Annotated in this window: 23 protein-coding genes and 1 pseudogene; 12 read left to right on the top strand and 12 right to left on the bottom strand. The window is 59.5% G+C overall.

The features are described 5' to 3' along the window. Window positions 1-145: 145 nt before the first annotated feature. Window positions 146-1054, bottom strand: a complete 909-nt coding sequence (gene prmB, locus CFII64_RS21155) for a 50S ribosomal protein L3 N(5)-glutamine methyltransferase (protein WP_020292886.1) — start codon at window positions 1052-1054, stop codon at window positions 146-148. A gap of 239 nt (window positions 1055-1293) precedes the next feature. On the opposite strand from prmB, the gene CFII64_RS21150 reads away from it, so the two are divergent. The 3 genes from CFII64_RS21150 (at window position 1294) to CFII64_RS21140 (ending at window position 3075) form a co-directional block, all read left to right on the top strand. Beyond that, window positions 1294-1884: a cysteine hydrolase family protein gene (locus CFII64_RS21150; RefSeq protein WP_020292885.1), complete on the top strand. Its 591-nt coding sequence runs from the start codon at window positions 1294-1296 to the stop codon at window positions 1882-1884. Between the two features lie 225 nt (window positions 1885-2109). After that, on the top strand, window positions 2110-2430 hold the full coding sequence (locus CFII64_RS21145) for a hypothetical protein (RefSeq protein ID WP_020292884.1): 321 nt from the start codon (window positions 2110-2112) through the stop codon (window positions 2428-2430). An 87-nt stretch (window positions 2431-2517) separates the two neighbouring features. Further along, complete coding sequence (locus CFII64_RS21140; RefSeq protein WP_020292883.1) at window positions 2518-3075, top strand: Smr/MutS family protein; 558 nt, start codon at window positions 2518-2520, stop codon at window positions 3073-3075. A 42-nt stretch (window positions 3076-3117) separates the two neighbouring features. On the opposite strand, the gene CFII64_RS29455 is transcribed toward CFII64_RS21140, so the two are convergent. Further along, window positions 3118-3294: a hypothetical protein gene (locus tag CFII64_RS29455; protein ID WP_156883242.1), complete on the bottom strand. Its 177-nt coding sequence runs from the start codon at window positions 3292-3294 to the stop codon at window positions 3118-3120. A 233-nt stretch (window positions 3295-3527) separates the two neighbouring features. Between CFII64_RS29455 and folE the strand changes: the two genes are divergently transcribed. Together folE and CFII64_RS21130 are read left to right on the top strand one after the other, a co-directional pair. Next, the gene (gene folE, locus CFII64_RS21135) at window positions 3528-4073 is read left to right on the top strand and encodes a GTP cyclohydrolase I FolE (RefSeq protein WP_020292882.1); all 546 of its coding nucleotides are present in this window, start codon (window positions 3528-3530) and stop codon (window positions 4071-4073) included. 76 nt (window positions 4074-4149) lie between these two features. Continuing rightward, window positions 4150-4521: a glutathione S-transferase N-terminal domain-containing protein gene (locus tag CFII64_RS21130; RefSeq protein ID WP_020292881.1), complete on the top strand. Its 372-nt coding sequence runs from the start codon at window positions 4150-4152 to the stop codon at window positions 4519-4521. Window positions 4522-4533: 12 nt separating this feature from the next. On the opposite strand, the gene CFII64_RS21125 is transcribed toward CFII64_RS21130, so the two are convergent. The 3 genes from CFII64_RS21125 to CFII64_RS21115 form a co-directional block, all read right to left on the bottom strand. Further along, window positions 4534-4938 (bottom strand): lysozyme inhibitor LprI family protein, encoded by a 405-nt coding sequence (locus CFII64_RS21125; RefSeq protein WP_020292880.1) that lies wholly within the window; start codon window positions 4936-4938, stop codon window positions 4534-4536. A 144-nt stretch (window positions 4939-5082) separates the two neighbouring features. Beyond that, a complete protein-coding gene (locus tag CFII64_RS21120) occupies window positions 5083-5685 on the bottom strand; it encodes a glutathione S-transferase family protein (protein WP_020292879.1) in 603 nt (200 codons plus the stop codon). A 35-nt stretch (window positions 5686-5720) separates the two neighbouring features. After that, complete coding sequence (locus tag CFII64_RS21115; protein WP_020292878.1) at window positions 5721-6887, bottom strand: PLP-dependent aminotransferase family protein; 1167 nt, start codon at window positions 6885-6887, stop codon at window positions 5721-5723. Window positions 6888-6969: 82 nt separating this feature from the next. Between CFII64_RS21115 and CFII64_RS21110 the strand changes: the two genes are divergently transcribed. Beyond that, window positions 6970-7449, top strand: a complete 480-nt coding sequence (locus CFII64_RS21110) for a MarR family transcriptional regulator (RefSeq protein WP_020292877.1) — start codon at window positions 6970-6972, stop codon at window positions 7447-7449. A gap of 154 nt (window positions 7450-7603) precedes the next feature. Further along, the gene (locus tag CFII64_RS21105; protein ID WP_020292876.1) at window positions 7604-8794 is read left to right on the top strand and encodes a benzoate/H(+) symporter BenE family transporter; all 1191 of its coding nucleotides are present in this window, start codon (window positions 7604-7606) and stop codon (window positions 8792-8794) included. A 134-nt stretch (window positions 8795-8928) separates the two neighbouring features. Here the strand turns inward: CFII64_RS21105 and CFII64_RS30595 are convergent, their stop codons facing one another. From CFII64_RS30595 to CFII64_RS21085, 5 genes and pseudogenes are all read right to left on the bottom strand, one after another. Continuing rightward, on the bottom strand, window positions 8929-9792 hold the full coding sequence (locus CFII64_RS30595) for a methyl-accepting chemotaxis protein (RefSeq protein WP_371106461.1): 864 nt from the start codon (window positions 9790-9792) through the stop codon (window positions 8929-8931). Then, window positions 9790-9987: pseudogene (locus CFII64_RS30590) on the bottom strand (HAMP domain-containing protein); the annotation flags it as partial. The pseudogene CFII64_RS30590 and the gene CFII64_RS30595, both read right to left, overlap by 3 nt. Before the next feature lie 1175 nt (window positions 9988-11162). After that, window positions 11163-12095: an LD-carboxypeptidase gene (locus tag CFII64_RS21095; protein ID WP_020292874.1), complete on the bottom strand. Its 933-nt coding sequence runs from the start codon at window positions 12093-12095 to the stop codon at window positions 11163-11165. Between the two features lie 99 nt (window positions 12096-12194). Continuing rightward, complete coding sequence (locus CFII64_RS21090) at window positions 12195-13667, bottom strand: mechanosensitive ion channel domain-containing protein (protein ID WP_020292873.1); 1473 nt, start codon at window positions 13665-13667, stop codon at window positions 12195-12197. 128 nt (window positions 13668-13795) lie between these two features. Next, window positions 13796-14557, bottom strand: a complete 762-nt coding sequence (locus CFII64_RS21085) for an SDR family oxidoreductase (protein WP_020292872.1) — start codon at window positions 14555-14557, stop codon at window positions 13796-13798. Between the two features lie 249 nt (window positions 14558-14806). Between CFII64_RS21085 and CFII64_RS21080 the strand changes: the two genes are divergently transcribed. Next, a complete protein-coding gene (locus CFII64_RS21080) occupies window positions 14807-15811 on the top strand; it encodes an NADP-dependent oxidoreductase (protein ID WP_020292871.1) in 1005 nt (334 codons plus the stop codon). A gap of 135 nt (window positions 15812-15946) precedes the next feature. Here the strand turns inward: CFII64_RS21080 and pyrF are convergent, their stop codons facing one another. Further along, window positions 15947-16654, bottom strand: a complete 708-nt coding sequence (gene pyrF / locus CFII64_RS21075) for an orotidine-5'-phosphate decarboxylase (protein WP_020292870.1) — start codon at window positions 16652-16654, stop codon at window positions 15947-15949. Between the two features lie 213 nt (window positions 16655-16867). Here pyrF and CFII64_RS21070 point away from each other — a divergent pair, with 213 nt between their 5' ends. Next, entirely contained in the window at window positions 16868-17035 is a 168-nt protein-coding gene (locus tag CFII64_RS21070) for a DUF2897 family protein (RefSeq protein ID WP_020292869.1), read from the top strand. A gap of 60 nt (window positions 17036-17095) precedes the next feature. Here the strand turns inward: CFII64_RS21070 and CFII64_RS21065 are convergent, their stop codons facing one another. Then, on the bottom strand, window positions 17096-17887 hold the full coding sequence (locus CFII64_RS21065; RefSeq protein ID WP_020292868.1) for an ABC transporter substrate-binding protein: 792 nt from the start codon (window positions 17885-17887) through the stop codon (window positions 17096-17098). A 351-nt stretch (window positions 17888-18238) separates the two neighbouring features. Between CFII64_RS21065 and CFII64_RS21060 the strand changes: the two genes are divergently transcribed. The 3 genes from CFII64_RS21060 to CFII64_RS21050 all read left to right on the top strand — a co-directional run bounded on the left by CFII64_RS21060 (window position 18239) and on the right by CFII64_RS21050 (window position 21195). Further along, window positions 18239-20209: an acetyl/propionyl/methylcrotonyl-CoA carboxylase subunit alpha gene (locus CFII64_RS21060; protein ID WP_020292867.1), complete on the top strand. Its 1971-nt coding sequence runs from the start codon at window positions 18239-18241 to the stop codon at window positions 20207-20209. Between the two features lie 71 nt (window positions 20210-20280). Then, complete coding sequence (locus CFII64_RS21055; RefSeq protein ID WP_020292866.1) at window positions 20281-20823, top strand: exonuclease domain-containing protein; 543 nt, start codon at window positions 20281-20283, stop codon at window positions 20821-20823. A 90-nt stretch (window positions 20824-20913) separates the two neighbouring features. Further along, window positions 20914-21195 (top strand): pyrimidine/purine nucleoside phosphorylase, encoded by a 282-nt coding sequence (locus tag CFII64_RS21050; protein ID WP_020292865.1) that lies wholly within the window; start codon window positions 20914-20916, stop codon window positions 21193-21195. Window positions 21196-21294: the final 99 nt, after the last annotated feature.

Below are 21294 nucleotides of genomic sequence, written 5' to 3'. Positions count from 1 at the left end.
GCCATCGGGGACGAGTCCCCTCCTACCGGATTGTATTGATTCCGGTAGGACCGGACTTGTCCGGGAAGGCGTTGGGCCTATCGAGAAAAATCTTCGGCGCTTGCACCGGCGCCATCGGGGACGAGTCCCCTCTTACCCGCTAGGCTCACACCCGCGTTTCAAACAACGCCTGATGGTCGCGGCACTGGGCAGCGGTCAGCATGAACACGCCATGTCCGCCCCGCAGGAAGTCCAGCCACGCGAAGTCCACTTCCGGATACAGCGCCTGTACATGAACCTGGCTGTTACCGACCTCGACGATCAACAAACCCTTGTCGGTCAAATGATCGGCAGCCTGGCTGAGCATACGGCGGACCAGATTCAAGCCATCACTGCCGCAGGCCAGAGCCAGTTCCGGCTCGTGCTGGTATTCGTCAGGCATGTCGGCGAAATCTTCGGCATCGACGTAAGGCGGGTTGGAAACGATCAGGTCGAAGCGCTGCCCCGGCAACCCATCGAAACCATCGCCCTGCACGGTGTACACGCGAGTGTCCACGCCATGGCGCTCGATGTTCTTGTTAGCCACCTCCAGCGCTTCGTAGGACAGATCCGCCAGCACCACTTCGGCGTCCGGGAACACGTCGGCGCAGGCTATGCCGATGCAACCGGAGCCGGTGCACAGATCGAGAATCCGCGCCGGCTCGTCGGGCAACCAGGGCGCGAAGCGATTTTCAATCAACTCGGCAATGGGTGAACGAGGAATCAACACGCGATCATCAACGATGAACGACATCCCGCAAAACCAGGCTTCACCGAGCAGATAAGGCGTCGGGATGCGCTCGTCGACGCGGCGCATGATCAAGCGCTGCAAGAGCGCAATCTCGTCCACTTCAAGGCGGCAATCCAGATAACTGTCAGCAATTTCCCAAGGCAGGTGCACCGCACCCAGCACCAGTTGCCGGGCTTCATCCCACGCGTTATCGGTACCATGCCCGAAAAACAGGTCTTCTTCGTGAAAGCGACTGACCGCCCAGCGGATATGGTCGCGCAGGGTACGCAAGCGGGATGTGATCACTTCAGACAACTCCTTGAGAAAACGACGGGGGATTCTAACAGACGATGCCATAAAGCCGTATGAGGCCATCGTATCCGCTGCACTTTATGTATCCCGGCAAAACAATCAAGGCATACTGCCATTACTCAGTTGAAAACAGCGCTACAGCCCAGCAAAACCGTTAGTTGTCATCGTTGCCATTCCCAGAACCGCTCAGCCGGAGGAGAATGTCGCAAAAGCCCCACCTGAAGGAGCCCCAGATGTCAGATCCAAAGACCATGTTTCAACTCAGCGGCCGTGGTTATGCACCGGCCACTTTGAGTAATGCCACCCTGATTATCATCGATGCCCAGAAAGAGTATGTCAGTGGTCCACTGGCGCTCAGCGGTATCGACGAAGCCGTCGCCAATATCTCCCAGCTGGTAGCGGCGGCCCGTGCTGCGAAATGCCCGATTGTGCATATCCGCCACCTCGGCACTGTCGGTGGCCTGTTTGACCCGCAAGGCGAGCGCGGCGAATTCCTGCCGTCGCTGCTGCCCCAGGATGGCGAACGTGTCGTCGAAAAACGCCTTCCCAATGCCTTCAATGGCACCGGTCTTGACGATCTGTTGCAGAGCCTTGGGCATCTGGACCTGATCGTGTGCGGCTTCATGAGCCATTCGAGCATCAGCACCACGGTCCGCGCTGCCAAGGATTACGGCTATCGCTGCACGCTGGTCGACGACGCCTGCGCAACCCGCGACCTGCCAAGCCCTGAAGGCGTCGTCAGTGCTCGGGTCGTGCATCGCACCGAAATGGCCATCATGAACGACAACTTCGCGACACTGGCCCTGACCAAAGACTTGATCTGAGGCGCTTGAGCATCAGGAATCGATCCATCGTCACCCTGCGCGGCTGCTGCGCCGGAGCATCTCAAGACGGTTCCTGACGCAATGCCTGCACCCCCTGCGAACATGTGATCTACTTCTCATAACCGCCTATCCATTAATCACTCGCATTTGCCTCTGAGCCCGTTGTGGCGGGAACCACCGGTTCATATCCGGGTCAGAGCGCCGATACACCTGGAGGAAATCGGAATGAAAATATCCGATGGTTTCGACGCCCGTCGCCTGCGCCCCAAAGGGCAAGGGAACTGGGGCGTGCGTATTGGTTCTGCGATTGCTGCCTTGCTGGCGACGCTGGGCGTTTTGCTGACCATGGCGGGTGTGTCCAGTCTGATTGGCCATCCCCAAGTGCTGGGCGAACTCAACGCCAGCCCGGTCGGCGCGGCGTTCATCGTGGCTGGCGGTTTGCTGGTGCTGTATCTCGGCATCTGGCTGTGGCGGCGCTGCCGCCTGAGTCGGCGTCGGGCGAAGGGGTTGAATATGTCCCCGCACCTGATGAAAAAACACGACTGATCGCTGCAGCGTTTTTTTGTGGACACGCGTTTAGTCAACCCGAGCACCCCGCGACTTGGTTAAACTAGCCCTCTTCGCGGAGGCACCATGCAAGACGACGACTTTTCCCTGTTCCGAAACGAGACGCGCGGCGTCAAGCCCATCAAGCATGAACATGCAGACGTGGGCAAACCCAAGACCGATCGTAAGCTGCTGGCCAGGCTGCGCCAGTCGGCAACCGTGCGCACCGATTCGGTGACCGTCGACGGTCTGTCCGATCAGTTCGTGATTGATGTGGGCCCCGAGGACGTACTGAGCTGGTCAAGGGACGGCGTACAGGAAGGTCAGATGCGCAAGCTCAAGCTGGGTCAGATCAGCTTCGAGGGCAGTCTGGACCTGCATGGCATGAGCGTCGAAGTGGCGCGCGAGACCTTGTGGGAATTTCTTGCCGAAGCGACCAAGCTGGAAATCCGCTGCGTACGCGTGACTCACGGCAAGGCAGTACGCCTGGACGGCAAGCGGCCGATGATCAAAAGCCACGTCAACACCTGGCTGCGGCAACATTCGCAAGTCCTGGGATTCTGTTCGTGCCTGGCCAAGCACGGCGGCGCGGGAGCGGTGTACGTGATCCTCAAACGGACCATGATGGAAGGCCGCGACGAATAAACCGTCGCAGCCTGATTCAAGCGTTCGCCTGAAGTAACGGTGTTACGGCCGGCCGCCTGGGCCACCTTGGCCACCGCCGCCGCCCTGGCCGCCACCGTCATGATGACCGCCGCCACCACCGCCGCCGCCATGACCACCCGGCCCCCAGAACGGGAAGCATCCGGAAACCGTGGACAACACAGCTACAACCATTGCGACTTTAACTATTCGAGCAAACATCTAATGCACTCTCTATGCGACAGGTATTTGTTACCTGTACGTCAGACAGCGCCGGCACCCATATGTACGTAGCAGCTTGGTACCGGTCAGGTATCGCGTTTGATACACAAGCTTGATACATAGGCGCGCCACCCGGCCCGGACCGCGACTTGTCGGCCGCAGGTAAGTTACTATGTGCGCCTTGGCGGGCCATCAAACCCGCGTTTATTGAACCCACACGGAAAAACAGCCCTGTGACACTGGAACAGAATTACACCGCGATCCTTGGCCAACTGGGCGAAGACGTTTCCCGCGAAGGTCTGCTCGACACACCCAAGCGCGCTGCCAAGGCGATGCAATATCTGTGTCGCGGCTATGAACAAACCCTGGAAGAGGTCACCAACGGCGCGCTGTTCAGCTCCGACGCCAGCGAAATGGTGATGGTCAAGGACATCGAATTGTATTCGTTGTGCGAGCACCATCTGCTGCCGTTCATTGGCAAGGCCCACGTTGCGTATATCCCCAACGGGAAGGTGCTCGGTCTGTCCAAGGTCGCGCGCATCGTCGACATGTACGCCCGTCGCCTGCAGATCCAGGAAAACCTCAGCCGTCAGATCGCCGAAGCCGTGCAGACGGTTACTGGCGCGCTCGGTGTGGCTGTGGTCATCGAAGCCAAGCACATGTGCATGATGATGCGCGGTGTCGAGAAGCAGAATTCGGCGATGATCACTTCGGTGATGCTCGGCGAATTCCGTGAAAACGCGGCGACCCGCAGCGAGTTTCTCAGCCTGATCAAGTGATTGTCGCCCTGCCCGACTGCGTTGCGTTCGGGCCTTGGGCAATCTTTGCGCCTAGGTCTTTTAGAAGGTTTACATCATGTTTATCAAGGCATTAAGAGTTGGCCTGGGCCAGCTGATCATCTTCGGTGACTTCCTGACCCGCCCCGGCAAGAAGCAGCGCACGCCAGAGGCTCAGGCGACGGTCCACGCGGCAGCGCAAGATCTGACGCTGTATCAGTTTCACGCCTGCCCGTTCTGCGTGAAGACGCGCCGCACCTTGCGCCGTTTGAACGTACCCGTTGCGCTGCGCGATGCGAAGAACAACGAGCTGGACCGCCAAACCCTGCTCACCGAAGGCGGCAAGATCAAAGTCCCTTGCCTGCGCATTGACGAAGGCGGCAAGACCGTCTGGATGTACGAATCCAAGGTCATCATCGACTACCTGAATCAACGCTTCGCTGCGGCCTGATCGCCGGTTTGGTCAGTTCGGGCAACCGTCCTGACGACAGGCCACGTAAGCCTTCAATTGCTTGACCCGCAACTCAGTGTGCTCGGCCAGACACTGGGATTGCAGCAGCGGCCAGATTGACCCGGAATCCTCGCGTTTACCCACCTGATACAGGCAATCGGCGTCGCGAAACGCGATCCATTTGACCTGCGCCTCCTTGAGCGACTGCTTCTGTCCGGCGTCTTTCAAATAGCTCATTTGCGCCTTGTACTGCTTGTTCAGATCCGCATCCAGCGCCGCCAACTGCTTGCCCGCACAGGCGTTCATCTCGCCCTGGGTGCCGTCGCAGTCCTGAATCTGTGCCTGTGCCTGTGCCTGTGCCGAACAGCCAATGCCCAGCGCCATCAAGGCCAGCACCGCCATCATCGAAAATCGCATGTGAAACTCCTCATTAACAACCGACTGAACTGCGGGGCAAACGTGTTCGCTGCAGGACCGGCTTCAGCCGGGAGGGCATGCTTCGCGGCTAAAGCCGCTCCTACGCAGACAGTACGGTTCCATATTTGCCCCATTAAACACGCATCAATCCAGCATACCCACATACCCCGGCTGTCCCTTGACCCGCGCCAGCCAGTGCTGAATCGCTGGATAAGGTGCCAGGTCAAAACCGCCTTGATGGGCGACATGGGTGTAGGCGTAGAGCGCAATATCGGCGATGGAGAACATCTCGCCCACCAGATATGGCGTGCGTTTGAGCTGTTGTTCCATCACCGCCAGGGCGCGATAACCGGCCTTTTGCAAGGAGCGGTATTCAGCGAGCCGTTCCTCGGGCATGCCCAGATAGAACTGAATAAAGCGCGCAACCGCAATACAGGGCTCGTGGCTGTATTGCTCAAAGAACTGCCATTGCAAGACCTGAGTGCGCAAGCGTGGCTCGGCCGGCAGGAAATGGCTGCCGTCGGCGAGGAAATTGAGGATCGCATTGGATTCCCACAGGCAGGTGCCGTCTTCAAGCTCCAGAACCGGAATCTTGCCGTTGGGATTTTTTTCCAGAAACGCCGGCGTCTGCGTCTCGCCGCTGAGGATGTCTACCGGAATCCATTGATAGGCGATGCCCAGCAGGCTGAGCATCAGCTTGATCTTGTAACAGTTGCCCGAGTTGTAATCGCCATAAACCTTGTACATCACTGCTCTCCTTTCACTGCTTGTCCTGATTGCCCTTAAGCCGCCTGTTGCTGCTGAGCCATTCGCACGACCGCCGCCAGTCGCTTCAGGCCTTCGCCGAGGCGCGTCGGGTCGATGTGGCTGAAGTTCAGACGCAGATAGCCATGATTGGCATCCGGGTCGGCAAAAAACGGCTCGCCAGGCATAAACGCAACATCCTCTGCCAGCGCTGCATTGAGCAAGGTACGAGTATCCAACGGTTGCCTCAACGTCAGCCAGAAAAACAATCCGCCTTGCGGACTGTTCCAGTCGGCCAGATCGCCGAAATGCTCTTGCAGCGCAGCGTCGAATGCGTCTCTACGGCCACGATAGAAGTCCTGCAATTGCAGCAAATGCTGACGGTAGTGCTCGGTGCCGATCCATTGCAGCGCCTGCCATTGGCCCAATCGATTGGTGTGCAGATCAGCGGACTGCTTCAAGCGCAGCAGATGCGGGAACAGATCAGGACTGGCAATCAGATAACCGACGCGCAAACCGGGCAGCAAGGTTTTCGACACGGTGCCGGTGTAAATCCAGCTGGCTTTTTTCAGGCGACTGGCAATCGGTCGTGCGCTGCCACCGTCAAAGGTCAGGTCACGATAAGGCTCGTCTTCGATCAACGTCACGCCAAAATCATCCAGCAGCGCCGCGACCGCCTCGCGACTGGCCTCGCTGTAACGCACCGCCGACGGGTTCTGGAACGTCGGAATCAGGTAGGCGAACGCCGGCTTGTGCTGCTCCAGGCGCTGGCGCAGCGCAAGCAGATCCGGGCCGTCGGATTGCAACGGCACCGTCAGGCAGTCAGCACCGAACAGCTGGAATATCTGCAGCGCGGCCAGGTAAGTCGGCGCCTCCAAAACGATTTGCGTGCCTTTGTCGATGTACAGCTTGGCGGCCAGATCCAGGGTTTGTTGCGAACCGCTGACGATCAATACCTGGCTGGCCTCGCACGGCAGGCCGATCGCGCGGGCTTCAGCGGCCAGGGCTTCGCGCAACTCGGGCTCACCTTCGCTCATGCCGTATTGGCCCAATGCCACCGGCATGTCGGCCCACTCCACACGGGGCAGCATGGCTTCGGCCGGCAGACCACCGGCAAACGACATGACTTCCGGGCGCTGCGCTGCCGCGAGGATTTCACGAATCAAGGAGCTTTTCAGGCGGGAAACGCGTTCGGAAAATGCCATGGATATCACCGGTAGCCGAAATTAATGGAAATAAGTCAAACTGGTTGACCGAAATTACGATATCGCAAGCGGATACGTCAATATGCTTGACCTTAAAAATCCCGCCACGCAGCAAGCCGCCATGGAAGCTTTTTTCTTCGGCTATCAGGCTTTCACTGCCAAGGCGGATGAAATGCTGGAGCGGCGCGGCTGCAGCCGGGTGCATCAACGCATCGTATTTTTTATCGCGCGCTACCCTGGCTTGAGCGTGACGGAGTTGCTCAGTGTGCTGGGGGTCAGCAAGCAAGCGCTGAACGCGCCATTGCGTCAGCTGGTTGCCATGGACCTGGTGCGAAGCGCGGCGCCAGACAGCGACAAACGCAAGCGTTTGTTGGCATTGACCGATGAAGGCACAAAATTCGAACAGGCGCTGCGCCGCGAGCAGGTCAAACTTCTGCAACGGGTTTTTCGCGAGGCGGGTCAGGAGGCTGTGGACGGTTGGCTGGCGGTGAATGAGGCGCTGGGACAGACCCGGCAAAGTCTTGCAAAACCTGTAGCGGACCCTGAAGAGCCCATTTCATAAGCGCTGTATGAGCGGTTTTCAACTCACCCGTACAACGCTTCACTTTTGCTACGTTTTAGCTAACTGTACTTGCGTTTGCGCAGCTGGCTGTATCGCAACGCCTTGTAACGACAACGTTTAGGCTTGGCACCTGAATTCGCGCAAGGAATGTCCGATGACCGACACCACACAAGCCCCGTTACGCCCGCTGGCGGACTCTTCCGCGTCGGCCATTGTCGCCGGGTTCATCGCCATGATGACGGGCTGCACCAGCTCGCTGGTCTTGATGTTCCAGGCCGGTCAGGCAGCAGGCCTGACCACCGCGCAAATTTCCTCGTGGATCTGGGCGCTGTTCATGGGCATGGCGGTGTGCAGCATCGGCCTGTCGCTGCGTTACCGGACGCCGATCACTGTCGCCTGGTCGACGCCTGGCGCCGCATTGCTGGTGACCAGCCTGGGCGGCGTGGCTTACCCCGAAGCGATCGGCGCGTTTATCACCTGCGCGGTGCTGGTGATGATCTGCGGTCTGACCGGCAGCTTCGAACGTCTGGTCAAACGCTTGCCAGCATCCTTGGCGGCGGCATTACTGGCCGGAATCCTGTTCAAGATCGGCAGCGAGATTTTCGTCGCCGCTCAGCACCGTACAGCGCTGGTGCTGGGCATGTTCTTCACTTACCTGATCGTCAAACGCCTTTCGCCGCGCTACGCCGTGCTGGGTGCGCTGCTGGTGGGCGTCGCACTGGCCGGTCTGCTCGGCTTGCTGGATTTCAGCGGGTTTGCCCTGGAAGTCGCCCTGCCCGTCTGGACCACGCCTGAGTTCTCGCTGGCCGCGACGATCAGCATCGGCATTCCGTTGTTCGTGGTGGCCATGACCTCGCAGAACATGCCGGGTATCGCCGTGCTGCGCGCCGACGGTTATCAGGTGCCCGCCTCACCGCTGATTTCCGCCACCGGCATTGCGTCGTTGATCCTCGCGCCGTTCGGTTCCCACGGGATCAATCTTGCGGCAATCAGCGCGGCAATCTGCACCGGCCCGCATGCCCATGAAGATCGGGACAAGCGTTATACCGCAGCAGTCTGGTGCGGGATTTTCTACGGCATCGCCGGGATTTTCGGCGCAACCCTTGCGGCCCTGTTTGCGGCGTTTCCCAAGGAACTGGTGCTGTCCATCGCGGCACTGGCGCTGTTTGGCTCGATCATCAACGGCCTGACTGTGGCGATGACCGAACCCAAGGAACGTGAAGCGGCGCTCATCACCTTCATGGTCACTGCTTCAGGGCTGACGCTGTTTTCCATCGGCTCGGCGTTCTGGGGGATTGTGGCCGGGGTTTTGACGTTGTTGATTCTGAATGGGCGGCGGGGTTGATGATTGATTTGCTCAACGACTGCAGGACCGATTCATTCGGGAAAGGGCCAGCGTGGACAAGGAATTCTTGTGAATACGCGCTACCGCCCTCCCGGATAAATCTGGTCCTACAAAGATTCCCGTGTACGCAAACCCTACAATTTGAAATGTCCGACCATCCCCTTCAATTCCATGCCCAGCGACGCCAGCTCGATACTTGAGGCCGCGTTGCCGCGCATCGCCAAGGCCGACTGATCAGCGCTGGCGCGGATGCTGGTGACGCTGCGGTTGATTTCTTCGGCCACTGACGTCTGCTCTTCGGCAGCGGCAGCGATCTGCTGATTCATCTGCTGGATCATCGACACCGCCGAGGCGATGCTGCCCAGCGCGCTTTCGGTTTGCAGGACATCGCTGACTGCCAGCTTGACCAGTTCTGCGCTGCTGCGAATCTGTGCCACGGAAGCTTGTGCTCCATTCTGCAAGCTGCCCACCAGACGTTCGATTTCCTCTGTCGATTGTTGAGTACGCTTGGCCAGTGCCCGCACCTCATCAGCAACAACCGCGAAGCCTCGACCTTGCTCACCCGCCCGTGCGGCTTCAATTGCTGCGTTCAAGGCCAGCAGGTTGGTCTGCTCGGCGACGCTTTTGATCACGCCGAGCACGGTTCCGATGTTCTGGATTTCCGCGCTGAGGCTCTCGATGCTGTTGCTCGCCGATGTCGCGGACGTCGCCAGTTGCTCGATACGCTGCAGGCTCTGACGCACGACGCTCTGGCCGCTGTCGACCTTGTTGTCAGCGGTCTGCGCGGCCAGTGCCGCCTCTTCGGCATTGCGCGCCACATCGTGGACCGTGGCGGTCATCTGGTTCATGGCGGTCGCCACTTGCTCGGTTTCCTGCTGCTGGTTGCTGACTTCCCGATTGGTCTGTTCAGTCACTGCCGACAGGGAATGAGCCGAGCTGGCCAACTGTTCGATACCCGCTTGCAGGCCACTGACGATACCGCTCAGGCCCGCGCCCATCTGTTGCATGGCGAGCATCAGCTGACCAATTTCATCGCGACGCTTGACCGCGACACTGGCGCTCAAATCGCCGGCGGCAATGCGCTGCGCAAAGGCGATGACACTGCGCAACGGCCCGACAATCAGCCGGGTAATCAACCAGGACGCTATCAGCCCGACCAGCAAGGCGATGATCGACGAGCCGATGATCTGCATGGAATTGGTCTTGAGTTGCGCCTGCATGGAGTCGTCTTCGGCGGCGTAGGCTTGATTGACCTGATCCACGACCTGCCGGGCATTGCCAGCCAATTGTTTGGAGACCTGCGCTTCGCTGGCCAGCAATCCCGTGTATTCGTTGAGCTTGTCGGTGAAGTTGACGATGTGCGTGCTGACTTCCCCCAGCACGGTGAGATAGCCCGCATCCTTGATCACGCCTTTGAGTTCTTCAGCCAAGGCCTGAGCCTGATCGGCCTGCTCGATCTTGCCGGTTTTGACTTCGTCACCCGAGCCCGTCTTGCGACTTTTGTCCAGGCGCACCCGCGCTTCGTCCATGGCCTGCATCATCAGTTTGGAAACCTGACTGATCTGGTTTGCCTGCTCGATGAACTCTCCGCCTTGCTGGCCTTGTGAATCTTTCAAGGCATACGCACCGTCATCGGCCAGCCCGGCCTGCAGCACATCAAGGTTATTGGCAACGCTGGAAACCGACCAGCTGGCCATCTCCAGCGCCAGATCCTTGCTCTGACTGAGGCTGACGAATTCATCGAAGGATTTGCGGTACGCGGCCAGGCCTTGCTGAACCTGAGTCATCATCTGCTGGTTGGCGGGCGACTGGCTCTTGAGGTTTTCAGCGAGGAGGTTCAGGTTTTCGACGCCAGCGTGCAGTTCTTCAACGATTTTCGGATCGCTGCGCAGCGCATAGTCCTGCTCCAGCAGCCTGACTTTGAGCACGCCGCTGTTCAGCGCGGACATCTGCTTCAATCCATCGAAATGGACGCTGATGTTTTTCAACGACCAGACACCGATGGCTGCCACCAGAACGGTCAATAGCAGAACCAGCGTGAAACCCACGCCCAGTTTTTTCGCCATCCCCAGATTAGCGAATCGTGCTTGCACGGCCGAAATCATAGCGTCGCATCCCCTGTGAATACCGTAGGCACTCTGGCCTTTGATACAGGCCATACAATAATCGTGCAGATTCGCAATGGCTCACGGCAGATACAAGTCTTTGCCGTCGGAATAATGGCAAAAAGCTACGTCGAAGTCGCTTTCAGGACGGTCCAAGTCGGCGCGCAGAAATCAGGCACTGCCGGCTATCAAAAATCCCCGAAAATTCGTCCGGATTCGTACCGGCAAGGGGCAACGCGGTACTGATCCGGTGCAGCTAAAAACTATCGAGCGGCGGCAGCTACCAGCAGCGTGCCCGCATCGGCATCAAGCGTCGCTTCAGTCCCCAACGGCACGGCGATATTGCTGGCGCCATGTCCGATGGATAAACCACCCAGGACTGGAATACCCAGCTTACCGAGACGCTCAGTCAATACTTCGGACGCTGATACCGCACTCAGCCCGTTGCCCGGAAGACTGAACTGGCCCACGGCGATACCGGCCAGACGCTGCAGGATGCCGCAGTTGAGCAAATGGGTCAGCATGCGATCAATCCGGTAGCTCGCCTCGCCCACGTCTTCGAGCAGCAGAATGGCACCGTTCAGGTCGGGCATGAACGGAGTGCCGACACAGGTGCTGAGCATGCTCAGATTCCCGCCGAACAATTTCCCCGAGGCACATCCCTTGATACGCACATTGAAAGTAGGTTCGTCTGCGTTGGCCTCGACCAGAACCGGTTCGGTGCTCATCAGTGCGTGACGCATGCCGCTGGTAAACACGCCGCCGCGCTCGAGCTGGGTCGCCACCGGTCCGTGAACAGTTGCCAGCCGGGCCTGAGTCCAGAGCGCCCCATGCAACGCAGTAATATCGGAAAAACCCGTCACCAGTTTCGGATCGCGGCGCACCGCCTCGAAATCCAGACGCTGGATGATGCGCTGCACGCCATAACCACCACGGTTACAGATGACGCCGCGAATTTCAGGGTCGGCCAGCGCATCATTCAGGTCGCTGGCGCGATCTTCATCGCGGCCGGCGTAAAACGAGTGACGATCCAGCGCGTGGGGATAGACGCGAGGACGCAAGCCCCAGCCTTGCAACACCTGCACGGCCGATTCGACTTTTTCAGCGGCCACGGGACCGGCTGGCGAAACCAGCGCCACGGCATCGCCAGGGCGCAGTACTTGGGGATGGAGCGTCTGCAAGCAGATGGAAGACATTCAACTGACTCAGGCTTGAAATGAAAGGGGGCTATGTCGCAAGCCAAGGTAATGTAGAGCACTCTTGGTGGTCGATCTACATAACTAATTACCGCCACGTTAGCTGAGTTTGTCGGTCTTGCGCGGTTCTCGCGGTGCCTGGAAGCGCGTGACGCCCTTGCGCAACCATTTGAGAAAGCCATTGGGATCGGGCGCCGCCGGCTTGTTGGTGAGCATGGCCGCGCGGGCCTTGGCCCGGAACCGCGCCAGCCCGGCCAAGGCGCCGCGCAATTCCGGATGATCCTTGAGCCAGGGTTCCAGATCGGCCAGGGCGATGCGGTACACCATGCAATCGGTCAGGGCACAGAAACGCCCCATCGCCGGCGATTGATCGACAAATCCGGTTTCGCCCATCAGTTCGCCGGGCCCCATGCGCCCGACCTCCAGCCAGCCCTCGGGACGCTCGATGGACACCGAAACAATCCCGGACTCGATGATGTACAGCGCATCAGGGACGACGCCTGCGGCCAGAATCACTTCATGGCTCTGGAAGGCGTTGAGGCGCATATTGCGTTCAAGTTCGGCCAGATCGGCGTTGCTCAACATGCGCAATGCACCCACCGTGTTGAGCACTGCCGCAACGCGAGTCGCGGGCCGCACCTGGTCCTGGCGTGTTTCGCTGGCGGCCAGCTGGCGGTAGATCAAGTCATGCAACTGATTACGCACTGCAGAACGACGGTCCCGGGACTGAACATAGCCGGTGACTTCATACTCGACGCTGCGCAGCCCGGACTTGACCACCACTGCGCTGGCAGCAGGTTGCACCAGCAATTCCCGACAACCTTGCAGCGCCTTGCCGATGGCATCCAGAACCAGGCTGGGGCGCAGGCGCACGGAGAGTTCGAGGCTCAGGGTCACCGCGTGAAAATGATCCGGACGACTGAAATTGACGATCCGCGTCTTGGCGGCCATGGCGTTGGGAATCACTGCCATGCTGCCTTCAGAGGTGAGCAAATGAGTCGAGCGCCAGTCAATTTCGATGACTTTGCCTTCAATGTCGTCGACACGAATCCAGTCATCAACGCGAAACGGTTTGGTGGCATTGAGCACGATGCCGGAAAACACATCGCTCAACGTGCTCTGCACCGCCAGGCCGAGAATGATCGCCACGGCGCCGGAGGTGGCCAGCAGGCCTTTGACCGGCAGATCGAGCACATAAGCCGCAGCCGCCACCGATGCAACAAGAAAGATGATCGCCCCCAGCACGTCTTGCAGCAGATGGCCCTTGCCACCAATGCGCGGCGCCAGCAGCACGCTGATGAGGACCGTCAAGGTTCGCGCACCAAACAGCCACCAGGCGATGGACAACGTGGTCGCCAGCACATGACGCGATACCGGCAGTTCGGTCGGCACCGTGCTCAAGGGGCTCAACCCGGCTTGAATCAAGCACATGCTGAACAGCAGGAACAATCCCAGGCGCACCACCATCTTCCAGCGCAACCAACGCTGGTCCACCCACTGCCAGAATGTCAGGTCGATGACCAGGACCAGCGAAGCGCTGACCAGCGGAAAAGCCAACCACGGGGAATCCATCGACACGCTCCAGAAAAACCGGAAATCAGGCGCCGCCAAACCGCTGCGCTTGGAACACGCCGAGCTTAGCTGATTGACATCCAAAGCGGTGGGATCGGTTGCGAGAGCGCCTGATCGTATTCAGCGCCTCACATCGCCGTTACCCCGCCATCAACCGCCAGCGCCTGGCCGGTGGTGAAAGCGGCGCCGTCGCAACACAGGTAAAGCACCGCAGTGGCGATTTCTTCGACCTTGCCGATGCGGCCGACCGGATGCATGGTGGCGGCGAACTCGCCCTTCTTCGGATCCGATTCCCAGGCGCGGCGGAACATGTCGGTGTCGATGACTGCCGGGCAAACCGCATTGACGCGGATTTTCTTCTTCGCATATTCGATGGCGGCGGATTTGGTCAGGCCGATCACTGCGTGTTTCGACGCGCTGTAGATGCTCATCTTCGGCGCCGCGCCCAGGCCCGCCACCGACGCCGTGTTGACGATGGCCCCGCCGCCCTGGGCGAGCATCAGCGGCAACTGGTATTTCATGCACAACCAGACGCCTTTGACGTTGACGCCCATGATCGCGTCAAACTCAGCTTCGCTGCCTTCGGACAAGCGGCCTTTTTCGATTTCGATCCCGGCATTATTAAAGGCGTAATCAACCCGGCCATAAACCTCGACTGCACGTTCCATCAATTGCCGCACTTCGCTTTCCTGAGTGACATTGCAGCGCACGAACAATGCTTCGCCACCCGCTTCGTGAATCAGCTGCGCAGTCCGTTCACCGCCGTTGCTGTCCAGATCCGCTACCACCACCTTCAGCCCTTGCGCAGCGAATGCCAGGGCGGTGGCGCGGCCAATGCCTGCTGCGGCGCCGGTGACCAACGCCACCTGACCGGAAAACGTCATGCTCATCGGGATTGTCCTTATTGTAGTGATCAATCGAAAAGAGCATTGAGTCTAGTCACTGGCCGGCCTGCTCCGTCAGCACTATCAAGCGCTCGGTTGGGGGAGCATGAATTGCAGTGATACAAATCACCTCGCTTCATCATCTCGCTGGATCGGCTTGCATTCGCTGAACGCCCTTTGCTTGTGTCTACCTCGGGCAGCGACTTCAATGATCGTTTGCTGCTGTGCCCTTTTGCCCTTTTGTGAGGACCTGCCATGACCGCCCAGACCAATCGTCAATTCCTGCTCGCCAAACGTCCCGTCGGCAGCGTCAGCCGGGAAGATTTCACCTATCAGGAAGTGCCGGTCGGCGAGGTTTCGGCCGGGCAGATTCTGGTCAGGAACCACTATTTGTCGTTGGACCCGGCCATGCGTGGCTGGATGAACGAAGGCAAGTCCTACATCGCGCCGGTGGGATTGGGTGATGTCATGCGCGCGCTGGGTGTGGGCGAAGTGGTCGCGTCAGACAACGACAAGTTCGCGGTAGGCGATTTCGTTCAGGGCGCGCTGGGTGTTCAGGATTATTTCCTCGGCGAGCCCAAAGGTTTCTACAAGGTCGATCCGAAACTGGCGCCGCTGCCGAGATACTTGTCTGCGCTGGGCATGACTGGCATGACCGCGTACTTCGCGCTACTGGATGTCGGCGCCCCGCAAAGCGGCGATACCGTAGTGATTTCTGGGGCGGCCGGTGCGGTCGGCAGCGTCGCGGGGCAGATCGCCAGGATCAAGGGTTGCCGCGTGGTGGGGATTGCCGGCGGCAAGGAAAAATGCCAGTCGCTGGTGGACGAGCTGGGTTTCGACGGCGCTATCGACTACAAGAACGAGGACGTCCTGGCGGGACTGAAACGCGAGTGCCCGAATGGGGTGAACGTTTATTTCGATAACGTTGGCGGCGACATCCTCGACGTGGTGCTCAGCCGTCTGGCGCCCAAGGCCCGAGTGGTGATTTGCGGCGCGATCAGCCAGTACAACAACACCTCGCCGGTGAAAGGCCCGAGCAATTATCTGTCGCTGCTGGTGAACCGGGCACGCATGGAAGGTTTTGTGGTGATGGACTACGCCGACCGCTTCGCCGCAGCAGGCCAGGAAATGGCCGGCTGGATGGCTCAGGGCAAACTCAAGAGTCGAGAAGATATCGTCGAAGGCCTGGAAACCTTCCCGGAAACCCTGCTCAAGCTGTTCAAGGGCGAGAATTTCGGGAAGTTGGTGTTGAAGATCTGACTCAGCCCTGTGGGGGATTCTATGTTTGGGGGCAACCCGCAGATGCCGCAGATGTGGTGTCTGCGTCGACGCCTTCCCGGATAAATCCGGCCCCACGGGCATCAAGCCTCCAACAGTTCAGTGGCCGGTAATCGATCAGCCCGGCAAATTCAGCTCGGCCACCACAGCCGCCAGCGCCTTGGCCGGATCGGCGGCCTGGCTGATCGGGCGACCGATCACGAGGTAGTCGGAACCGGCGTCCAGCGCCTGGCGCGGGGTCAGGATGCGACGCTGGTCGTCCTGGGCGCTGCCGCTCGGGCGAATCCCCGGCGTCACCAGTTGCAGCGCCGGGTGCGCGGCCTTCAGCGCCTGGGCTTCCAGTGCCGAGCAAACCAGGCCGTCCATGCCGGCCTTTTCCGCCAACGCTGCCAGGCGCAGAACCTGTACCTGCGGATCGACGTCCAGACCGATGCCGGCCAGATCTTCACGTTCCATGCTGGTCAAAACGGTCACGCCGATCAGCAATGGTTTCGGACCGCTGCGCTGATCCAGAACATCGCGACAAGCCGCCATCATGCGCAAACCGCCCGAGCAATGCACATTGACCATCCACACGCCCATTTCCGCAGCGGCCTTGACCGCCATCGCCGTGGTGTTGGGGATGTCATGGAATTTCAGGTCCAGGAACACTTCAAAACCCTTGTCGCGCAACGTTTCCACGATGTCCGACGCACAGCTGGTGAACAGCTCCTTGCCGACCTTGACCCGGCACAGCTTGGGGTCGAGCTGGTCGGCCAGCTTCAAGGCGGCCTCACGGGTCGGGAAATCCAGGGCGACGATGACAGGAGTCTGGCAGGCGGACATGAGCGGGTTCTCTGGTAGGTCGAAATCGGCGCGCATTGTAGCCGAAGCCGTCTGCGGACGGGTAATCGATCCGGCGTGCGGAAGCGATTGGCGACGAACACGCCCTCAACGGGCGCAGTATTGCAAACAACAGCAACCAAGGGGCGATGGGGCTAGACTTGAACCATTGAGCAGCGACAGCGCTCAAACCGGTATCACAACAAGGAGAGCACTATGCCCTGGTATGCCTGGTTAATTCTGGTAGTTGCAATCGGCTCGATCGTCGGGGGGCTGATGATGCTGCGTGATTCGGCAAAAAAACTGCCGCTGACTGACGAACAACTCAAACGCGTCCATGAACGCAATGCCGAGATGGATGCCAAGGAAGCCAAAGATCGCTGAATACCCAGGGCGATGCCTTGAACCGCATCGCCCTCTTGCTATTGAGCTGCCGGATGCAGTCTACGGCGCTTCGAGGCTTTGCTTGCCAACCACCGAAGACTCGGTCAGCGGCGCAGTGACCGCGATGCGAAACGGCTGGAAAATCTTCTGCATCTGACCGTTATCGCGCAACTTCGCCAATAACCGGTCGAACCGTTCAGCCGTGATCGGCGCACCCGGACGCAGCAGCGCGTAGTGCCGATACACCTGATCGATACGTTCGGAAACCAGCAGTTGTCGGGCTTCGCCTGGATTGCGCGCCAAAAAATCGCTCAAATATGACCGCGTTACCAGCGCAATATCGGTACGTCCGCGCAGAACCATCAGCAGGTTACTGTCGTGGGAGTACGTCAGGGTTACGTTGAAGTTCTCCGCGAGATAAGCAGGATCAGCATTGAACTGCGCAAATGCGTAGTGGTAGCCGCTGAACAGGGCCAGATGCTTGCCGTTAAAATCATTGAAATACGTCTGATCTCGCCCCTCCGTTTTACGTGCGACGAAAATCTCGGCGTCCTCCAGCTTCATGTCGACAGCCTGGTGAGCGATGTGCTCCCAGCCCCAATCGGGATTCTCGAAGATCGCCATGTCAATGCGACCCTGCTCCAGATCCCGAAAGCGGCGCGGGATCGAAGTCGGCACCAGCACGAACTTATAGTCGTGTTGCGCAGCATTCAACGCCGCGGCCAATTCCGGCAGCAACCCCGTGTCTTCGCCCTTTTCCGGCCGGATGGTATAAGGCGGAAAGTGCGCGGCACCAATTCGCACAACTTGCTCGGCGGCTGCCTGCGTGGACAACAACACCGCTGCGGACATCAAAACTGCCCGCCAAACCTCTCGCACAGACACATACATCAAGACTGCGCACCTCAGAGTAATAAAACAAACGAGCTAAACTAGGCGTTTTGCGAAGTTTAAACAATTGCCCAAAAGAATGAATTCGCGGGGTTTTCCGCTGAAACGTCTCTGAAAATCCGCCAATGACCTCGCCGACGGTCTGCGCGTCGTGCGGGAAATCACTGCACTGCTACTGTGCAAGACACGGTCGGCGTTGATGCGTCCAAACCCCGCAACCGATCATCCGTCGGCCGAACAGCGCTTTCGCCCAATAAAAATGGCCCCGTTCCAACCAGAACCAAGAGCCCTGCCCCAACGCTGGAGTGACCCATGCCTGTTTTCGACAAGATTCTTATTGCCAATCGGGGGGAAATTGCCTGCCGCATCATCGCCACCGCCCGCGATCTGGGTTATCGAACGGTGGCGATCTTCAGTGCCGCCGACAGCGACGCCCGGCACGTGCAAATGGCTGACGAAGCGGTGTGCATCGGGGCACCCACGGTGCAGCAGTCATATCTGAATATCGAGGTCATTCTCGACGCCGCGCAGCGTACCGGCGCTAACGCCATTCATCCCGGTTACGGCTTTCTCTCGGAAAGCGCCGAATTCGCCCGTGCCTGCGAAGCTGCCGACCTGGTGTTCATAGGCCCCAGCGTTGAAGCCATCGAACTGATGGGCAGCAAGCGTTTGTCAAAACTGGCCATGATTGCGGCCGGCGTGCAGTGCGTCGCCGGTTATCAGGGTGTCGAACAGGACGATCAGACCTTGAGCCGCGAAGCGCGGCGGATCGGCTATCCAGTGCTGATCAAGGCCAGTGCTGGAGGTGACGGCCGCGGCATGCGCCTGGTAGAGCATGATGGTCAGTTGCTGGAGCGGCTCAACACCGCGCGTGCCGAGGCGCAGAACGCATTCGGTTCGGCGGAGTTGATTCTGGAGCAAGCGCTGATCGATCCCCGGCATGTCGAGGTGCAGGTTTTCGGCGACAGCCACGGCAACCTGGTGTTTCTCGGCGAGCGCGATTGCTCGGTGCAGCGCCGCCACCGCAAAGTCATCGAAGAAGCGCCCAGCCCGGCGGTCAGCCCGCAGTTGCGCGAAGCCATGGGCAACGCAGCCATGACGGCAGCCCGAACGGTCAGCTATCAGGGCGCCGGCACGGTGGAGTTCTTGCTCACCGATGACGGTCAATTCTACTTCCTGGAAATGAACACCCGCCTGCAGGTCGAGCATCCGGTCACCGAAATGATCACCGGACAGGATCTGGTGGCCTGGCAAATCAGGGTGGCGGCGGGTGAACCCCTGCCGTTGCGCCAGGAGCAGATTCAGCTGAACGGTCACGCCATCGAGGCGCGGCTGTACGCTGAAGATCCGGCGCGAGGTTTCCTGCCGCAGACCGGTCGAGTGTTGCGCTGGGAGCCGCTGCTGTTCGAGGGTGTGCGAGTCGATCACGGTTTGCTCGAAGATCAGGCCATCAGCCCGTTCTACGATCCGCTGCTGGGCAAGATCATCGCTCACGGCGCAACCCGCGAAGAGGCGCGACGCAAACTCCTGCGCGCCGTGCAAAGCAGCGTGCTACTGGGCGTACAGACCAATCAGCGGCTGCTGGCGGGCGTGCTGGAACATCAGGCTTTTGTCGACGGGCAGGTTGGCACCGGTTTCATTGGCCTGCATCTGCGCGACGACGCGAGCCTGTTGCCGCAGATTGCCAAGGCCTCGCAACTGGCCCTCGCGACGGCCCTGTTCTATCAGGGCTCGGCCAGCGCCCACCCTTCCAAACCGGCGGGCTGGAGCAATACGGGGCCGGAGCAACGTCGTTACCTGCTGGGCCACGATGCGCGGGTCATGGAAGTGAATCTGATCCGCAACGGCGCGCGCCTGGACCTGACCATCGCCGACAGCGCCCACAGCGTTCAGGTACTGGAGGCCGACGGACGCTCGGCCCATGTAGAAATCGACGGGGTTCGACGTCGCTATGCCTGCCATTTTCAGGGCAAGAATTTGTGGCTGCACGACGAGTCCGGTGCGTTGCATTTTGTCGATCGCACCCATGACACAATCATCGGTCCGGCCCTCGCCGGTTCCGGAACAGTCAGGGCGCCCATGGACGGCTCGATTGTCCAGGTATTGGTCAGCGAGGGCGCGACGGTCAGCCAGGGTCAGCTGCTGGTGGTGCTCGAAGCGATGAAAATGGAGCAGCCACTCAAGGCCGGAATCGCCGGGGTCATTCGTCAGGTTCAGGTGACCCGCGGCGACCAGGTCAAAGGACGGCAGGTATTGCTGGAAGTCGCGCCGTTTCAGGCCTGATTGGACGTAATGAGCCGAATGTGACTACCCTCCACTCCAGACCACGTCGATTTGATGGAAAGGAGCCGCACATGCCGCACTGGTTGGTGATAGATCTGGAGGCCACCACGGATGAAGGCGGATGGCCCGTGGCAGAAATGGAAATCATTGAAATCGGCGCTACCCTCGTCAATCAGGATGGACGCGAGCTGGATCACTTCGAACGCTTCGTGCGACCGGTGCGCCGCCCACTGCTGACCAATTTCTGTCGGGAACTGACCCATATCAGTCAAAGCAACATCGACAGCGCAGCACCGCTCACGGCAGTCTGGCCGCTGTTCGAACGCTGGCTGAGTCATCATCAGGCGCATATCGTCGGTTGGGCCAGCTGGGGCGATTACGATCGCCAGCAGTTCGAGCAGGAATGGCGGCAGCACGGGTTGACCAGCGTTCTGAGCACGCTGCCTCACGTCAATCTCCGGCAACGCTTCGCTCAGGCGCGTCAATTGCAACGCCCGCTGGGCCTCAATGGCGCACTGCAACTGGCAGGCATGCAGTTCAGTGGGCAACAGCATCGAGCCTTGGTTGATGCACGCAACACCGCCCGTCTTCTGCCGTTGATTCTGCCCAATTGAATGCACTGCAACGCTTAAAGCGGGTGACGGGCTTTTATGCGTTGGGCATACTGGCCGGCCCTTTTTAACAGCCCTTTTCGAGGAATCGCCATGTTCAAAGTCAACGAGTACTTCGACGGCACCGTCAAATCCATCGCGTTCAGCCAGGCTGAAGGCCAGGCCACCATCGGCGTCATGGCGGCAGGCGAATACGAATTCGGCACAGCACAACGGGAAATCATGCACGTTATCTCTGGCGAGCTGAGCGTCAAGCTTCCAGATAGCACAGACTGGGAAAAGTTCGCCACCGGCAGCCAGTTCAACGTGCCGGCCAATAGCAAGTTCCAGCTCAAGGTAGCGGTTGATACGGCTTACCTGTGTGAGTATCGCTAAGCAGTGTTGATTCTGTTTGAGTTGCCTCGATTGGAGTGGCACCAACAGCATTTGCGGGGCGGCTTATTGAGGTTCCGTCCTGACGGCCGGGTCACTTTT

The organism is Pseudomonas sp. CFII64, assembly GCF_000416235.1.
In the GTDB taxonomy this organism is placed as follows: domain Bacteria; phylum Pseudomonadota; class Gammaproteobacteria; order Pseudomonadales; family Pseudomonadaceae; genus Aquipseudomonas.
Note: the sequence above shows the minus strand (reverse complement) of the source record. Positions and strands in the feature narration are given on the sequence as shown.

Bases quoted from the DNA above. Each gene is read 5' to 3' on its own strand.
- CFII64_RS21150 (WP_020292885.1), top strand. From the start codon at position 1,294: ATGTCAGATCCAAAGACCATGTTTCAACTCAGCGGCCGTGGTTATGCA.
- CFII64_RS21145 (WP_020292884.1), top strand. From the start codon at position 2,110: ATGAAAATATCCGATGGTTTCGACGCCCGTCGCCTGCGCCCCAAAGGG.
- CFII64_RS21140 (WP_020292883.1), top strand. From the start codon at position 2,518: ATGCAAGACGACGACTTTTCCCTGTTCCGAAACGAGACGCGCGGCGTC.
- CFII64_RS29455 (WP_156883242.1), bottom strand. From the start codon at position 3,294: ATGTTTGCTCGAATAGTTAAAGTCGCAATGGTTGTAGCTGTGTTGTCC.
- CFII64_RS21130 (WP_020292881.1), top strand. From the start codon at position 4,150: ATGTTTATCAAGGCATTAAGAGTTGGCCTGGGCCAGCTGATCATCTTC.
- CFII64_RS21125 (WP_020292880.1), bottom strand. From the start codon at position 4,938: ATGCGATTTTCGATGATGGCGGTGCTGGCCTTGATGGCGCTGGGCATT.
- CFII64_RS21120 (WP_020292879.1), bottom strand. From the start codon at position 5,685: ATGTACAAGGTTTATGGCGATTACAACTCGGGCAACTGTTACAAGATC.
- CFII64_RS21115 (WP_020292878.1), bottom strand. From the start codon at position 6,887: ATGGCATTTTCCGAACGCGTTTCCCGCCTGAAAAGCTCCTTGATTCGT.
- CFII64_RS21110 (WP_020292877.1), top strand. From the start codon at position 6,970: ATGCTTGACCTTAAAAATCCCGCCACGCAGCAAGCCGCCATGGAAGCT.
- CFII64_RS21105 (WP_020292876.1), top strand. From the start codon at position 7,604: ATGACCGACACCACACAAGCCCCGTTACGCCCGCTGGCGGACTCTTCC.
- CFII64_RS30595 (WP_371106461.1), bottom strand. From the start codon at position 9,792: ATGGGCGCGGGCCTGAGCGGTATCGTCAGTGGCCTGCAAGCGGGTATC.
- CFII64_RS21095 (WP_020292874.1), bottom strand. From the start codon at position 12,095: ATGTCTTCCATCTGCTTGCAGACGCTCCATCCCCAAGTACTGCGCCCT.
- CFII64_RS21090 (WP_020292873.1), bottom strand. From the start codon at position 13,667: ATGGATTCCCCGTGGTTGGCTTTTCCGCTGGTCAGCGCTTCGCTGGTC.
- CFII64_RS21085 (WP_020292872.1), bottom strand. From the start codon at position 14,557: ATGAGCATGACGTTTTCCGGTCAGGTGGCGTTGGTCACCGGCGCCGCA.
- CFII64_RS21080 (WP_020292871.1), top strand. From the start codon at position 14,807: ATGACCGCCCAGACCAATCGTCAATTCCTGCTCGCCAAACGTCCCGTC.
- pyrF (WP_020292870.1), bottom strand. From the start codon at position 16,654: ATGTCCGCCTGCCAGACTCCTGTCATCGTCGCCCTGGATTTCCCGACC.
- CFII64_RS21070 (WP_020292869.1), top strand. From the start codon at position 16,868: ATGCCCTGGTATGCCTGGTTAATTCTGGTAGTTGCAATCGGCTCGATC.
- CFII64_RS21065 (WP_020292868.1), bottom strand. From the start codon at position 17,887: ATGTCCGCAGCGGTGTTGTTGTCCACGCAGGCAGCCGCCGAGCAAGTT.
- CFII64_RS21060 (WP_020292867.1), top strand. From the start codon at position 18,239: ATGCCTGTTTTCGACAAGATTCTTATTGCCAATCGGGGGGAAATTGCC.
- CFII64_RS21055 (WP_020292866.1), top strand. From the start codon at position 20,281: ATGCCGCACTGGTTGGTGATAGATCTGGAGGCCACCACGGATGAAGGC.
- CFII64_RS21050 (WP_020292865.1), top strand. From the start codon at position 20,914: ATGTTCAAAGTCAACGAGTACTTCGACGGCACCGTCAAATCCATCGCG.